The sequence below is a fragment of the Glutamicibacter bergerei genome, from assembly GCF_054495185.1.
Genome location: NZ_CM137131.1, coordinates 433,045 through 447,062, shown reverse-complemented (window position 1 = coordinate 447,062; position 14,018 = coordinate 433,045). Strand labels below are relative to the sequence as shown.

Genomic DNA, 14,018 nt, shown 5'->3' with positions numbered 1-14,018 from the left:
TCGCAGCCTGTGGAGTCCGTGTTAGGCATCATGGTCTTCGCATCACAAACGGTCGTTTTTGACACGCTCGAAACGCAATCTCTCAGAATTTTCGTGACAGTTGAAAACTCAAGAGAATTTCGACGCGAGATCGTCGCTAAACTCAGTGCCACAATCTATGTAGCGAAAATACTCCCATTTCGCGAGTATCGATACACCTAACAGTTGCAAATGAACCCGGTCAATGAATTTTTCTAACGATATCGCTCCTGCATTAGCGATCGGTTACTGAGAACGTAACGCCAATAAAACCAACCGATACCAAGGACCACTAGTGCAGTACCGGGGGCGATTGCCCAAATGAGCCCACTGCCTAGCCCGTCCTTGGCACTAACCAGCCATGCCACGAAGAGTCCACCGGCAGAACCTGAGGCAATTGCAGCCACCCATAAACCAATGACGGTAGCCGTGAGGCGTCTTTTTATTCTCTGCGAAGCAGAGAATAAGCTCATCACTCCACGCGTTTCACGCATCAACGAAAGAGCAAATCTTATGCCTGCAACGACGCACACAGTTGCCAAAAAAGCTGCACCCATAGATACGACAATGAGGAACCTCATCCACTGCCCGGACCCATCGGCCTCGATTTCCACCATTTCCGCGCCCGGAGCAATACGTGCAATGTAGCTTCTCAGCTCGGCTCGCTCGCGTCCTTCCAAGGTCCCAAAATCCGTGAAGACCAGCTGACGAAGTTCGCAAGGCTTTAGACCCAGCTCTTGCACAAGCGACGAACCTCGCCCAATAACGGCCCCCGCTAGAGGTTGAACAAGCGAGTCATCAGATGATGCATTTCTAATACTCAGCTCCTTGCTGGCGAAGCTTTCCCCGGCTTGAAATAAAAGGAAAGTTGCTTCGCCAGCATTAGTGAGCTCACTGGAGACTCGAACTGTCTCTGTGCTGTCCGCAGAGAGCACAACGTACCGGAGTACTGGTTCTAAACCACACAAATCACCGGCGATAAAAGGATCAGCTTCATCGTGTTCACTCATACACAAGGCAATTTCGGGGCTTGTAATACGAGTATCAGCCACATCTTCCAAAGGAAGAGAATAGCGGGTTGGCTGGATCCCGCCTTTTTCTAAGTAGCGTTGGGTGACAGCGTCTGCCTGATCCGCAGGAATAGAATCCAACGCCATGCTGCCGGCAGGAAGCGTCGGCGATTGATGCACCGTTGCGGTACGTTCATTGTGCACCGCACGCGCTGTAAAGGCGACTGACATAGCCAGCAAAGTTGAAACAAATAAAGCAAAGCATAAAGTCAGCGCGGCGGCAGCCTTCGTAGCCTTTCTTAGCGCAGGAGGGAGCAGAAAGCGACGTAGTAGAGACGAAAAAGCCCAAGGAAAAACCGCGAAGGCGGTCACTACGATAAAGACCGCTGATTCCGGCGGAATCATCCTTTGTGCCGCAGCGAGGATCGCCAGTCCAGAAAGTACTATGAGGACCGTTGAGGTCAGAACTGCTCCACGGGGCTGATCAAAACCGAGGCGTAGAGCCAAGTCCTGGATTCGGGAAGACCCATGACGATATTTGGGGCGAGCTCCGATGGTTGCCGCTAGCAGCACCGAAGATACAGGAAGAAGGATCAAAGTTGCGTTGAGACTAACGCCAGACCACGCTTGTAAAAATATGCTGGACACTGCGTTTCGACCGATCCAAAGCCCGGCTATCGAAATAAACACTCCCAACAGAGAAGCGACCGCCACAGATGTTCCCAAAAGAAGTAGTATCAGCGCAGTTCGTTGACGAGCAGTGACTCCCGAAGAAGCCAGCCCCTTCAAAGGCGCGTTGAGAGCTCGCATAAGTACTGCTACGCCAAGCCCCAAAACGATCAGATACGCCAGCCATAGTCCAATAAGCAAAGTACCCGCTTGAGGGAAATATGTTGCAGAAGCATCAGCGATGGTTATTTTCTTCAGTGATTCCAAAGAATTGTATGTAAATAATTTTTGCTCAAATAAGGTTGCTGTCGACGTATCAAGGAAGGGATCTGTTTCGCTGAGGAACCCGCTAATTTCGGGTAGGGCAACCGACGTAAGCAGATAGGATTGCTTGTCGTCGATTTTCGCTGAGTCCTGGACCAGGCCACTGACCTTAGCGGCAAAAGATTTATTGTCTGCTACTTGGACAGATACAGGATCTCCGACGGCTAATCCCAGATCATTGGCAATCCCAACAGGCAGCAGGATCTGTCCAGACTCTTCAGGCGAAGCTCCCTCGATGAGTTGTCCGAAGGATAGTTCCGAATCCTCATAGGAACGCACATCTCCTTGAACCAGCTTTGCATCCGTGCTAAAGGACGCACTGGAATCAGAGATGGGGGCCCACCCAGCGACCTCAGTCCCTGCCTGAAGACTCTCCGTGGTGGTGGGCTGCATTAGATGCTGCATATTGGTGAAATGAGAAGCAACACCTGTAGCGGCCGCATTTTCTACCGAAGATTTGGCAATCGATATTGAACTGAGAGCTACTGAGAAAACGAATGCGCATATAAGCAAAGGAATGAGCGATCGCCAGTAGTAACGGCCGATCCGGATCGCTAAATGTCGAGGAGTGAAGATCTTCGTCATCGAATTTTTTGCACCTTGCCCGACTGAATGGAAAGGACTGAATCGGCGACATCAACAAGCGCTGAATCGTGCGTAGCAACAATCACGCATCGCTGATCACTGTGAGCGATTTCCCTGAGAAGAGCGGCGATACCTTGACTCGTCTCACTATCCAGAGACCCTGTCGGTTCATCAGGCAAGAGCACGGGAGCTTGAACCGTTAGAGCGCGTGCAAGAGCCAGGCGTTGTTGCTGTCCTCCGGAAAGTTCTTCAGGTACCCGCTTGGCTAGACCCTGCAGACCGACAATTTTTAGCAGGATCTCTGGATCGTTGACGTTGCGTCCACGCATCTCGGCTGCAAGTTGCAGATTCTCCGCAGCTGAGAGAAAAGGTACGAGCTGAAAATCCTGGGGAACATAAATAGACTGCGCAGTTCCAGCATCATGCTTGGAAGAATCAATGCAATATTCTCCGACGCATACCGTGCCTTGGTCAGCGATCTGAAGGCCAGCAATCACCCTCAGTAAGGTTGATTTGCCAGTTCCGCTAGGTCCAACAACTGCAGTGAGGCCGCTAGGAACTTCAAAGGTGACATCTTTGAGTACGGTAAGTACGTCTTGCCCGTCTGGGTAGGTCAGTGAAACATGGTCAACGGTCAGCATAACTCTGCTTTCAGGACAGACAGATGGCCCGCACTGACTCACAGTGCGGGCCATCAACCGATTGGTATTTAGACGTTGCGTACGGTGTAGTAAGCACCACGAGTCAACGTCGACTGGTTGGTGCTGTAAGTGGTGTTAGTCCGAGTGAACCATGAGGTGTGGTAATCAAAATCGGCAATCCGATCGAGACTGATGCGAACCTTTTTGTTGCCGTCAATCTTGCTGCAACGACCGGTAGCCTTATGGCTATCTGGAAGCCAGCCACGATCATCGACAAGTACACGATTCGCGGAACAAGCAGTCGCAGCATTCGCTGCGGGTGCAGCCACAAGGGCTCCACCTGCCAGAAGCCCAACAGCCGATGCCGTAGCCACCACTAACTTGAGAACCTTATTCATAATAACTTCCTCTGATGGATGGATAGGAGGAGACTATCGCTTACGATCAGGGGTGTCAAGCATCACAAAAAACGTTTAGAAATAAACCACCGACCTCGCATGCTCTCCTCTTAAGCGAACTAGCACACTGAGTGCGCAGCTAGGGCGCGTCCAAAAAATGCCACACGGCAAAAGCGCGGCTTCGCGGTACTTTCCTTCCTTTCGAATTCTAGGGATTGCGTAATCGAGACTTCTGCGCCGAGGTAAAGCCCGTCATGGGCCACTTTGAAACGCCTCCCCAAAAAAACAAGGTTGCCAAATCTGACCAAAAGAGCAGGATGCGAGCCCGAATTCAATACACGCATGCGTCTTACAACCCATAGGTTGCAAGACGTCTCACCACCTACCACTCCCCTGATGAAAAATCCGCGGAAACTCAATGGTCTGAAATTCTCGCAACTATGTGTTGCAACTAATGTCATAGAATCGTGTTGGCACCATTAGTTGCGAGACACTTTCGAAGGACCGATGACCAAACTGATCGGATACGCCCGCGTATCAACCAAAGCCCAAGACACCGACCGGCAGATCCAAGATTTACTCGCCGCAGGGGTCCGGCGCGATGACCTCTACATCGACCATGGGCTCTCAGGTGCATTAGCCAAGCGCCCCGGCCTTAATGAAGCACTCAACGCGCTGCACCCAGATGACACTTTGGTGATCACTACCCTGGACCGGCTAGGGCGATCCACTCAGAAAATGCTCGAACTAGCAGAAGTACTCCGAGATCGCGATAACGGACTGCGTGTACTGAATCTTGGCGGCGGCGACGTCGATACCAAAACCCCAATGGGTGCCATGGTCTTTACCGTCATGGCAGCTCTGGCCCAAATGGAGTTGGAGATCAAACGAGAACGCATCAACGACTCCGTGACCAAACGCCGCACCATTGGCGGGGACCTTGGCGGTCGGCGTCCCACCTTCACTGAGTCTCAGATCCGTACCGCGGCAAAACTCCTCCAGGCCGGCGAACCAGCAACCCAAGTTGCCAGAGATTTGGGCATGTCTCGGGCAACGCTTTACCGACGCGTCACAGAATTAGATCTTTAGATCACTATGAATACCATGAAGCTCGCTTGAGAACCAGAGCGCATACGGACTAGGCCACAGCCCTACTGCGATTGGTTCAAATGCCTCTCGCTGACTTTGCAGACGCCCTGATTCTTCCACAGGTGTTGATTGCAAAACCCGACTGGCCGGTGACCCGTTTTGGAGAATTAGAGCCAGGGGTTACTCAATGCGAAGAGCATCTGAGTGCTTCGAGGGTCATTCCTGAAAATTCGCATAAATTCACTGTTGCCAAAGAAGAAGCCATATTGATCATTTACAACAAATTGATAACAAAAGGATATTCTTCAGCAATTTGGCAAATTCTCCACAGGTGATGAAATAAGATCCATGTAAGTCACATCACAGATGGTTCTAGATTTATGGGATCGCTTATTGAATGGCTGACTTGAACAATCTCTCATCTCATCTCATCGCATCTTTAGGTGGAAATTTGAAAAACGGAAAACGTCGCATCGCTGCATTCCTCAGCGCTATCTGCCTAGCATCTGGAACTGCAATGATCGCTACACCGGCTCTCGCGGTCGGAGATGAGTCGAACTTAGCAATAGCCACTCCCGCCGCGATAAGTTGCGGTGGCTACTCAGGAACCTACTACGACGTTACTAATGTTACGAAGGTCAAGAAGGTCACTCACGCCAGCAAGCACTACAACGGCACCAGTAGCAATTCAACGGCAACTTACACTTCAGCGAAGCAATTGACCTTGACCGCCGGCCTAACTTATTCAACAGGCGGTTCAGCTAGCTTTAATACGGTCGTAGCTAAGTTTGAAGGCACCACCGGCTTATCTTTGGCTGCCTCAGGGGCTAGAACCAGTGGAAGCACCCTCTCAATTTCGGCCACTATTAAGCCAAAAAAGTATGTCGTCGTAGCAGCTGGTAACTCTGAAGTCACAGGCAAATGGAAGAAGAACTACTGCGCTTCTGGAAACTCGGGGCTTATTGTCCAGGCCACCGGTACCGGCAAATCACACGCCATCCGTGAAACAGCTACGGTGCAATGTGACTTGACTCAACCGTCAGGATCACTAGCGGGAACAGTTAAATCTAAATACTGCTAAAACGAGGAGACGCTCAATGAAGCGAAGTATCATCGCCGCATCTGCTTTCTTCCTAATCATAGGGGCTGCCTCTTGCACTAGTCCGGGGAATATTCAAAGTGAAGTGACCCCGGCAGCACCTCCAAAACCAACTACCACATGCGATCGACCCTATGTAGTCAACGATGGGGAATCCGAAGGAGAACCGACATTTATTCGAATCGACAAGTTCTCTGATCAGGATCTAAGTAAAACACTGCTCGATAAGAAGGCCGCTTCATCTATCACATGGGATCCGCAGCCAGAATGGGGTAACCAAGATGAAGTGATCAAATCTGTCGATGAAGTCTCAGCGGACACCATTGAAGAACAGCCCTTCCCGTATGTCGAAGGGCTTGAAACAATGATCAAGAATTCTGAACAATCCCCTGGTTTACTGGGGTACTACGCAGCAACACCTCTGACCTATACGTTTAGTATTCAATGCCAGAATGATCAGGACAAATGGTACAAGTTGAGCTTCTCAACGTGGACTGACTCGGATCTGGGACTTCTGGACTGTAACTTGAAGCTAGACTCTGAAGCTCCGGACGTGGCACGCAAGGCTTACGGTGAGTACTGCCAGAAGTCGTAGATTGCAACTCCTCCTTGCTACATAGAAAAGGGAACGGCTCTCCAAACTGGAGGCCGTTCTCTTTTTGTATCTGACGAATGAAGATTTTGCATCTGTCGATCCTGGAATAATTGGATTACAAAAAGCCGCAGAAGTTCTCTGAGCTGCGGATAGAATCTGGACTCCTAGGATCGATCAGTTCTAAAACGTTCTCTCTGGAGGATGTGGGTCGAAGAATTATGGGACGAAGTTTTGGGAGCCTAAAATCGTGGAAAACGTGCAGCTCGAGCAGACGACCGAACTTCACGTTTTCAATTTCCCAGAAACCATCATTTTTGGAAAGGTGCGCATACAGACCCAATCGTAAGGACAACACACATTCAGACTGACATAGAAAACCGCTGCCGTAATTAGCATCCATCCAGGAATACCAATCACCGCAGCGGTTCTCACAAATGCAACAAAAAACTACGAGCTTAGTGGTTCAACGAAGAATCACGTGAACGAGCTTTGAAATGTGGAAATAGTGAAACAACTGAAGATCCAACCCCCAGTACGAGCAACACCATTCCAGCCCAAAAAAACCTCCACTGTGCGTCCCTGCATTCGTATCCACCATAGGAAGGAGGATTAACCCAGCCTGTAGCACCAGCTCCCAGACCGCACGTTGCAGCACCGTTGGTGACAGGGTATGCCAACACCACTAGAGAAGCTGCAATGAGAAGCGTCCCCACAACCGCGAGTATTTTGCCGCTGCGATTCGACTTAGAGAAAGACCAAAGTAGCGGGCCGACTGAAAGCAACCCGATTCCGCACACTCCAGCGAGGACCCAAAAAGAGAGCGGCTGGCTATTCCACAAATCGCTCATTCTGACCGCTTTCTACCGTAGATCCAGTCCGTACCAGGTGTATTTCTTACCCTGCTGCTTGGCTAAGGCTACCGTTGTTTCGAGGGAAATATTCGAACGGTTCGATGACTTTTGTGAAATTCTTGGGGCATAGTTTGCTCGTCCTGTGACAGCCATCACGTGATCAATGTACCCGTCTGGGTAACCATTTGGATCCCAATCTACAAAGATCAAGTCTCCTGAACTTGCATTCCAGACGTTCGATAGAAACTTGTACCTACCGGTGTTCAGCGCATATGAATAGAGATTGCTGGACTTCGACCAAGTTCTCGTTGCCCCTGCAATACCGGCAAGGTTGAAAGTCCACTTCGTCTTTTCATGAATCTGAGTAGAATTGCCTCCGGTCAGGTACCATCCCGCCTGATCCAGCACCTGAGAAACGAAATTAGAGCAGTTATTGTCATAGCTCGGATATGTGCCGTTGACATAGGCCTTTCTGTCTTTTGCGTAGCTTCCGGAAGTGCGGCTAATCGCGTAAGAGACGAACTTTTGAACATTAATGCTGTTCTGCTTTCAGTATCCTGCGGCTGGTACTCCGATTGTTCCACCACCTGGTTGTGCAATGTCTTCAATCGGAATGCCGGGCTTATCATCATCCGACTTCAGATCAGGAGACACCGGAATTTCCCCTGGCTCGGGCGTAGGGTCGCTCTCATCGGCAGCCAGGCTGCTCACTTCATAAGGAACCACTTCGTCAGCAACGACAGCCCAACCTCCACTACCTTTCTCCAAGGTCAACAGATGTTCATCTGTCCAAGAAGACGGGCCAGAGTATCCATTGTCATCCGGCTGAAGATAGTAGCTAAAAGTCACCATCGCACTTACGTTTTGCTGGGTCTCAGTTGAGGACACCAATTTTGGAGACTCAATTTCTACGCTTGAGTTGTAACCACCGTCGGCAGGTTCGCCTAAGGTGAGTGAAATTTCGCCCAATTCTTCTTGTGCGACTGAAACAGACTCTTCGGCCGTATCAGAAAGGGGCTTTGCCATTCTAGCGAGCGATGCCGAAGATGCTCCTGGCGCATCTAGCACCAGTTCCGCAGCATCGCCATAAGCCTCGATTGCGCCAAGCTGAACCACTGTTTCTTCATGCGAACTAGCAGTCGCAGACTTTGATGAAGAAACACTGGGAACGAGATTTGGCTGAGCTACTGCGGAAATTGAAGGCAGTACCACCAATGACAGGGTTACAGCTCCGCACAAAAGCATTTTGCCTTTGCGTCGGTCTTGAAAAGGATTCACAAGATGCTCCATGCTCTATAAGCTGGGATACGCATTATTTATGCATATCGATTATTATTTGTAGAGAAAATTGAAAAGTCAAGAAACTTTTTGACCCGTAGCAATTTTGAATCCATTACTTTCTGAAGTAAGAAATAAATTAGAAAAGTCTTGACAGGTTCGACTTTGATGGCGGCTCAGAAATGGGCGTGATCCTACAGGCAGGTCGATTGGACAGATCCATACCCGTTGACACAAACCGATCGTTTTAGGTATCCCGTAAGAGGAATGCTCTGCGGGACAGCTATCCTCGATCGCTGAGCAAAGGTCGGTATCACGCGAAAAGTTGATCATCGGTACAAAAGATCGATCTAGTCACTCGATGAGGAGCAGCCCGTAGTCTATGAGAATGACAATTAGCAATAATCCAGCTAGACCGGCAACCGAAGCTGATATTGATTGTCTTTACGAATTGACGACCATGTTCACGCCGGGACTACAAACATGCATTGAGGAATTCGAAACTCGATGTAGAGGATTGCTAAATGATCCCCGGTGGTTTGTAGCCGTAGCAGACGGGCCGAATGCTCTCAGTGGATATGTTGCAGTTCAAGACTTCGGGCTTGGGCTCCGGGGTTCATTTTGCGTTGGACGAATACATGACCTGTTCGTCACGCCAACAGCTCGCAGAAGCGGAACCGGTCGTGGACTGGTGGAATCAGCATTCGCATGGGCTAAAGATCGCCCAATTCCGATGATTCTGGATTGGCAGGCGACCCCCGAGTCTGTTTTGTTCTACGAATCTTTGGGGTTCGAGGCTGACTACGTCGGTGATTTCCCTAAATGCCCCGGATTTACACTCGACTTACGTCAAAATTGAACGCGAGACCTACAGAACCTTTATCGCGTAGGGTTTGAAATCTGACTCGTATATAACTCCCTCGTGTCCTGCCTATTAGGGAACCTTGACCGGGCATGTTGAGGAAATCGCTGTATGGAGTCTTATGGTGGTGTCATGCCTCGCTATCCGACGCATGTCACCACCGTTATTCGGTTAGGCCAATTCGCGGAACCCAAGTCTCTTATATAGCTCCAGAGCAGCACCGGAAGTTCCATCACCGATTCGCAGACTCAGTGTATCCGCTCCATGCTTCTTACACGCAGACATGGCAGCGGCAATCAGGGTGCGACCCAGTCCATGCCCCTGATGCCGAGGATCAACAAAAAGATCAATAATGAATGGGCCGAGTAAGCCTTCGTCCCAGATCGATTTCTTGACAACAAAGATCGCCCCAATCGGCGTTCCTTGTTGTAGTGCGACAAAAGAAGCATTTTCGAGGAGCTGCCCAAATTCGTGAGCGAAGGTTTCTTCCATCTCGGATTGTGCTTCTTCAAGAGTTCCGGCCGCAATGCCAGGTGGGTATGCTGCGAAATACGCGTCAGCTAGTGCTGCCGAGGATGATGATTCTGCTTGGCAAATATCCGCATATGAAGAAACGGCGGGAGTGAAATCTGCGTGTTGAAGATCAGCCCGTAAAACGTCGGAGGGCATGACAAATCCATTCGTAGGTCTTCTGAACTGGTTGCGAGAAAACTTCATGAATGGAACATAGCTCGAATTTATCACCAAAAAAATTGATGGTCTACAGGAAATTTTCTAATGCTTTTGACGCGTTGAGGAAGCCCAGCTGACTTTCGATGGAAGTGTCCCGTAAGACGGTCTTTATACGGGACACTTGATCTGTTGACTTGGTAAATTTTCGAAACTCCGAGTTTTCAAAGATTTCAGATTCCCTTATACCCCGCCAGAGAAAATGCCCGGTGACGCGGGCCATATACGGGACACCAAAAATGGTCGTTTACGTGACACCGGAATTTCAGAAAAACATATCACGGTCAAAATTTGTCACTTATCCCGTTATACATTCTAAGTCACGCAGAGGGTTCATTCCTTTTCAAAGATGACAAAGTGAAGAGACTCGGAATGACGTGCTGAAGGCACCACGCAAACGCGAAAAACATAAAGTTTAACAGACAAAAAATCTCTATTCTTTATTAAAAGCGTGTTACTCTCTAGTTCTTGCTCATTCTCCCCCATGAAGGAACCATGAAAATAAAAATTTTCACCCGCTTCTTAGCAGCGGGCTTTTTAGGAGCATCCCTATTAGTAACCGCTCCAGTGATTGCCAACGCGGATCTAGAAGGCCAACACGTCGTTCTTTCCAACGGTGTAATCGTTCCAGTAGATTCATCCCAACGCACCGAGGAACAAGAAGCCCAGTTTCGAGACGAAATATCCCTGTTGGTTTCTTTAGACAAGTTCACTCCTGAACGCATGGCCGCGCTTGGTCTGACGGATGCCGAAGATTCTTTAGAACCAATTCCTGTCACAGAGAAACCTTCTGATGCTCTCTTACAAATTGCAGAGCCTGCACGCATAGGCTGCAAAGTAACGAGGCCTGCAAGTAGCGCCAATGACATCACAGTCTCCCGACCTCAGATAGTAAAAGTCTGGCAGTAAAATTTACGCTTACGCGCGATATAACTGGAAGAACCCGCCTTTCTCAGAATGTCCGAGGGCACAATCTCAAATTGGTGGCGCTGATGGGCTTGCCATCACTTTCAATCGTGCCGTGACTAACAAGGGCGTTTCTTTCGTAGGGTGCAATTCGTACAATTCGTGCGCCAAAACTGGCTGGCTCGAAACCAACAACCAGTACGGAGCAGGGTGGGCTTTCCAGGACTGGGGGTACGCCATGCTATATGGTCACGGTCCGACTTACAAGGGGACTCTGACCTACACATTAACTACCAACTCTACTAAGTGCCTCCAAGCATTCGCGAAATATGGGCATTCATGGAATTCCACCAAACTTACCGGTTTCAGTGTCGGCAATTATTCAATTGGCATCTCTTGGAACACGAGCTCTAATATGTGGCAAAAGAGTAGTCAGGCAGGTTCCTATAAGTGCTAAGAAATAAGCTGATATGGACGCTTCTCGGAGCCTCCATCATTCTTTCCGGATGTACTGCACAAAGCACTGAGCCCGAGCTAAGCGTAGAAACAGTAATCGATGTTTGTAATGCCCAAGAGTGCTTCACAACACGGGTACCTGCGCAGATCTATGGCACGATCGGCAACACAAATATCGATTTTCATGCTGAGAATGGATACGGATCTTCGAAGCTCGAACAAACAGGACAGGTAGAAGTCACTGCGAAGTGGGCAGGTCTCGAACGTAAAGTAACCACCAGCACCAATGCTGATGGCTACCAATCGCTCACTGTAAAATTCACCGAACAAGCGACCATTCCAATCAACAAGCGCTAGCCCAATGATTTCATTGGATGTTCAGGACTATTAATTTTCGGTTTTTCCTGGATCGCGCGGGATCCTTATGTCGAAGATGCAAAGCATTCTGTCACCGAAACCGCCTAATAATTTCATATAAAGGCCGACAGTAAGATAGATATGCACCCCGACACAGCAGCACCCAACGCGGACGCTTCATCAAACGCTTCCCAGTATGGTGTCACCAGTAATTCTGGCACAGATGGGTTTCGGGACACGGTTTCGGGAAAATGAGAACATTGAAAAACCGCCGGTTTGCGCTACTGCATGAATCGGCGGTTTTCTTGTCGCGTAAACGATCGTTTATGAGTTCTTGAGATTGTTGGAGATCCAGGTACCGGTTTACCCTCCAACCAACCGCATCCCCTGATTGCCCTGTGAAATTGATGAACTTTGACACTGAATTCCCGCTGTCTGATTAACAGTTCGTTCCGTCTCCCACATACGCTTTTATTCTTTTTATAGGGATCTATAACAAATGTGTTACAAAATCAGAAAAAGAGAAATTTTTCAACACCCTTGACTAGCATCGATGTATTGTTCAGGTAGTCGATCGAATTTATCAACTTTCAGAATTCAGCGAAATTCATCGTTCCATCCGACTAGTCCCTTTTGTCAGAAAGCAAAGCAGGATGATCATGCAAAAATCAAGAACCGACAGGCAAACTATGAACATGGGCAGAAAACTGAAGCTGCTTATTGCCGCACTGGCCTCAATGTTGCTAGTGCTAACAAGTGTTCCAGCAGCAAATGCAACATACTTTTCAGGGGGAATGTACACTACAAAGTTTTCAGTTCGATATGTCGGTGCGAATTCAACGATGAGCTCCCTGTTCGATCAAAGTAGAGGCAACTGGAATTCCGCGGGTGTAGGGGCTGGAATCTCGAAGAACCTCTCATCGGCACACGCGATGCGCGCCGGAAGCTACACCAATGAATGGTATGGGCTGTACTCCTCAACCGGGAACCGCGCACTCAAGACAACCAAATTCAACGTCTACGTCAACACTCGCACCCTGTACAGGGACATGCCAAACAAAGTAAGTACAACTTGGTACCTGAGCACCGGCACACATGAGCTTGGACATGCCTTGAGCTTGGCTGATAATCCGAGCACAAGTTCTGCATCTTTGATGAAACACAGCCGAAATCGATCTACTATTTATAAACCACAGACTTACGACAAAAATGAAGTGAAGAGGATCTACTAATGAGAAAGCTTCTGCCCCTAGCTGCCATTGCTGGAAGCCTTATGCTGGCTCTCACTTCGTGTTCTGGTGGTTCGACAACAGCGACCCCTCAATCGTCAGGTCAGGAAACCATCCAAGAGACGGTTCACATGAATGCTGATTATCCTTCGTACGGGTCTCCATTAGCAGCAGCTGCTAAAAGTGACCTCGTTGTAGTCGGGGTCCCCGTGAAGTCGTGGGATGAGATGATCTATCCTGACCGCGTTGATTCGGATGATCCAATCAAGAACCCACAAGCTGGGTTATCTGAGGAAGAGATCAATGAATTTATCGCAGATTCTGGGGTGCCCATTACAGTTACGGAGTTCGAAGTAACTGAGGTTGTCAGTGGTGAAGCCAAGGTTGGCGATAGGATTCTTGTGGATCAGCTGGGTGGCGCTAGCGGTGGAGTTACCTACGATGAAGAGAACACAACGAATATGCGCAATTTCTCTGCGTCAACTCTGCGTAGCGACAAAACTCGCATCATGCTGTCACTCGGCGAAAACCATAGCGGTCGTCGCGAACTTGTGAATCCCGAAGAAGGATTCAACTTCGTTTCCACCACCGGGGAAATCGATACAGTTGACGGCAAAAGTATCGGCAAGACTATAAAGTCGTTCAAGAAATCTTTGAATAAGGGAAATAACTAGCTTTCCCAATTGTTCTTAAATGATCAGTTCTAGCTACCCAACAGCGGTGCGCATGTTGGGCCGTATCGTAAGACCCGGTTATTGATCTCCGAGCAATTTTTGCGGTTTTCTTCCCCGGACAAATCAGTACACATGTGTAAGTTGTGACCCTCAGCCGCATTTGGCTGGGGGTCACGGGCCGGAGTTTTCGTGGTCATATCGACCTTTCCACAAATGATCGTTTGTGGGTTGTTGTTTGTGCTGTAGAG

Annotated in this window: 15 protein-coding genes; 9 read left to right on the top strand and 6 right to left on the bottom strand. The window is 49.1% G+C overall.

What is annotated here, in order from left to right; genetic code table 11:
- Positions 1–233: 233 nt before the first annotated feature.
- The 3 genes from ACX5K5_RS02115 to ACX5K5_RS02105 all read right to left on the bottom strand — a co-directional run bounded on the left by ACX5K5_RS02115 (position 234) and on the right by ACX5K5_RS02105 (position 3,645).
- Positions 234–2,606: an ABC transporter permease family protein gene (locus tag ACX5K5_RS02115; RefSeq protein WP_459174954.1), complete on the bottom strand. Its 2,373-nt coding sequence runs from the start codon at positions 2,604–2,606 to the stop codon at positions 234–236.
- The gene (locus ACX5K5_RS02110) at positions 2,603–3,247 is read right to left on the bottom strand and encodes an ABC transporter ATP-binding protein (protein WP_170947866.1); all 645 of its coding nucleotides are present in this window, start codon (positions 3,245–3,247) and stop codon (positions 2,603–2,605) included. The genes ACX5K5_RS02115 and ACX5K5_RS02110 overlap by 4 nt, the downstream gene beginning before the upstream one ends.
- Positions 3,248–3,315: 68 nt before the next feature.
- Positions 3,316–3,645: a hypothetical protein gene (locus tag ACX5K5_RS02105; protein ID WP_459174953.1), complete on the bottom strand. Its 330-nt coding sequence runs from the start codon at positions 3,643–3,645 to the stop codon at positions 3,316–3,318.
- 507 nt (positions 3,646–4,152) lie between these two features.
- Between ACX5K5_RS02105 and ACX5K5_RS02100 the strand changes: the two genes are divergently transcribed.
- From ACX5K5_RS02100 to ACX5K5_RS02085, 4 genes are all read left to right on the top strand, one after another.
- On the top strand, positions 4,153–4,734 hold the full coding sequence (locus ACX5K5_RS02100) for a recombinase family protein (protein WP_443451083.1): 582 nt from the start codon (positions 4,153–4,155) through the stop codon (positions 4,732–4,734).
- A gap of 80 nt (positions 4,735–4,814) precedes the next feature.
- Complete coding sequence (locus ACX5K5_RS02095) at positions 4,815–5,069, top strand: hypothetical protein (RefSeq protein ID WP_459174952.1); 255 nt, start codon at positions 4,815–4,817, stop codon at positions 5,067–5,069.
- Between the two features lie 62 nt (positions 5,070–5,131).
- Positions 5,132–5,815: a hypothetical protein gene (locus ACX5K5_RS02090; RefSeq protein ID WP_459174951.1), complete on the top strand. Its 684-nt coding sequence runs from the start codon at positions 5,132–5,134 to the stop codon at positions 5,813–5,815.
- A 16-nt stretch (positions 5,816–5,831) separates the two neighbouring features.
- On the top strand, positions 5,832–6,428 hold the full coding sequence (locus ACX5K5_RS02085; RefSeq protein WP_459174950.1) for a hypothetical protein: 597 nt from the start codon (positions 5,832–5,834) through the stop codon (positions 6,426–6,428).
- Between the two features lie 860 nt (positions 6,429–7,288).
- Here the strand turns inward: ACX5K5_RS02085 and ACX5K5_RS02080 are convergent.
- Together ACX5K5_RS02080 and ACX5K5_RS02075 are read right to left on the bottom strand one after the other, a co-directional pair.
- Positions 7,289–7,786 (bottom strand): amidase domain-containing protein, encoded by a 498-nt coding sequence (locus ACX5K5_RS02080; protein ID WP_459175415.1) that lies wholly within the window; start codon positions 7,784–7,786, stop codon positions 7,289–7,291.
- Positions 7,787–7,828: 42 nt separating this feature from the next.
- Entirely contained in the window at positions 7,829–8,557 is a 729-nt protein-coding gene (locus tag ACX5K5_RS02075; RefSeq protein WP_459174949.1) for a hypothetical protein, read from the bottom strand.
- A 382-nt stretch (positions 8,558–8,939) separates the two neighbouring features.
- On the opposite strand from ACX5K5_RS02075, the gene ACX5K5_RS02070 reads away from it, so the two are divergent.
- On the top strand, positions 8,940–9,416 hold the full coding sequence (locus ACX5K5_RS02070; RefSeq protein ID WP_459174948.1) for a GNAT family N-acetyltransferase: 477 nt from the start codon (positions 8,940–8,942) through the stop codon (positions 9,414–9,416).
- A gap of 174 nt (positions 9,417–9,590) precedes the next feature.
- Here the strand turns inward: ACX5K5_RS02070 and ACX5K5_RS02065 are convergent, their stop codons facing one another.
- Complete coding sequence (locus tag ACX5K5_RS02065) at positions 9,591–10,088, bottom strand: GNAT family N-acetyltransferase (protein WP_459174947.1); 498 nt, start codon at positions 10,086–10,088, stop codon at positions 9,591–9,593.
- Positions 10,089–10,643: 555 nt separating this feature from the next.
- On the opposite strand from ACX5K5_RS02065, the gene ACX5K5_RS02060 reads away from it, so the two are divergent.
- From ACX5K5_RS02060 to ACX5K5_RS02045, 4 genes are all read left to right on the top strand, one after another.
- Positions 10,644–11,057, top strand: a complete 414-nt coding sequence (locus ACX5K5_RS02060) for a hypothetical protein (protein WP_459174946.1) — start codon at positions 10,644–10,646, stop codon at positions 11,055–11,057.
- A 447-nt stretch (positions 11,058–11,504) separates the two neighbouring features.
- Positions 11,505–11,867, top strand: a complete 363-nt coding sequence (locus ACX5K5_RS02055; protein WP_443450999.1) for a hypothetical protein — start codon at positions 11,505–11,507, stop codon at positions 11,865–11,867.
- Between the two features lie 659 nt (positions 11,868–12,526).
- Positions 12,527–13,099, top strand: a complete 573-nt coding sequence (locus ACX5K5_RS02050) for a zinc metalloprotease (RefSeq protein ID WP_459174945.1) — start codon at positions 12,527–12,529, stop codon at positions 13,097–13,099.
- Complete coding sequence (locus ACX5K5_RS02045) at positions 13,099–13,770, top strand: hypothetical protein (RefSeq protein ID WP_141392843.1); 672 nt, start codon at positions 13,099–13,101, stop codon at positions 13,768–13,770. The genes ACX5K5_RS02050 and ACX5K5_RS02045 overlap by 1 nt, the downstream gene beginning before the upstream one ends.
- Positions 13,771–14,018 lie beyond the last annotated feature (248 nt).

What these genes read in the sequence shown, in the direction of transcription:
- ACX5K5_RS02060 (WP_459174946.1), top strand. Translation starts at nt 10,644, where the DNA reads ATGAAAATAAAAATTTTCACCCGCTTCTTAGCAGCGGGCTTTTTAGGA.
- ACX5K5_RS02115 (WP_459174954.1), bottom strand. Translation starts at nt 2,606, where the DNA reads ATGACGAAGATCTTCACTCCTCGACATTTAGCGATCCGGATCGGCCGT.
- ACX5K5_RS02050 (WP_459174945.1), top strand. Translation starts at nt 12,527, where the DNA reads ATGCAAAAATCAAGAACCGACAGGCAAACTATGAACATGGGCAGAAAA.
- ACX5K5_RS02045 (WP_141392843.1), top strand. Translation starts at nt 13,099, where the DNA reads ATGAGAAAGCTTCTGCCCCTAGCTGCCATTGCTGGAAGCCTTATGCTG.
- ACX5K5_RS02095 (WP_459174952.1), top strand. Translation starts at nt 4,815, where the DNA reads ATGCCTCTCGCTGACTTTGCAGACGCCCTGATTCTTCCACAGGTGTTG.
- ACX5K5_RS02110 (WP_170947866.1), bottom strand. Translation starts at nt 3,247, where the DNA reads ATGCTGACCGTTGACCATGTTTCACTGACCTACCCAGACGGGCAAGAC.
- ACX5K5_RS02105 (WP_459174953.1), bottom strand. Translation starts at nt 3,645, where the DNA reads ATGAATAAGGTTCTCAAGTTAGTGGTGGCTACGGCATCGGCTGTTGGG.
- ACX5K5_RS02100 (WP_443451083.1), top strand. Translation starts at nt 4,153, where the DNA reads ATGACCAAACTGATCGGATACGCCCGCGTATCAACCAAAGCCCAAGAC.
- ACX5K5_RS02065 (WP_459174947.1), bottom strand. Translation starts at nt 10,088, where the DNA reads ATGCCCTCCGACGTTTTACGGGCTGATCTTCAACACGCAGATTTCACT.
- ACX5K5_RS02090 (WP_459174951.1), top strand. Translation starts at nt 5,132, where the DNA reads ATGGCTGACTTGAACAATCTCTCATCTCATCTCATCGCATCTTTAGGT.
- ACX5K5_RS02085 (WP_459174950.1), top strand. Translation starts at nt 5,832, where the DNA reads ATGAAGCGAAGTATCATCGCCGCATCTGCTTTCTTCCTAATCATAGGG.
- ACX5K5_RS02070 (WP_459174948.1), top strand. Translation starts at nt 8,940, where the DNA reads ATGAGAATGACAATTAGCAATAATCCAGCTAGACCGGCAACCGAAGCT.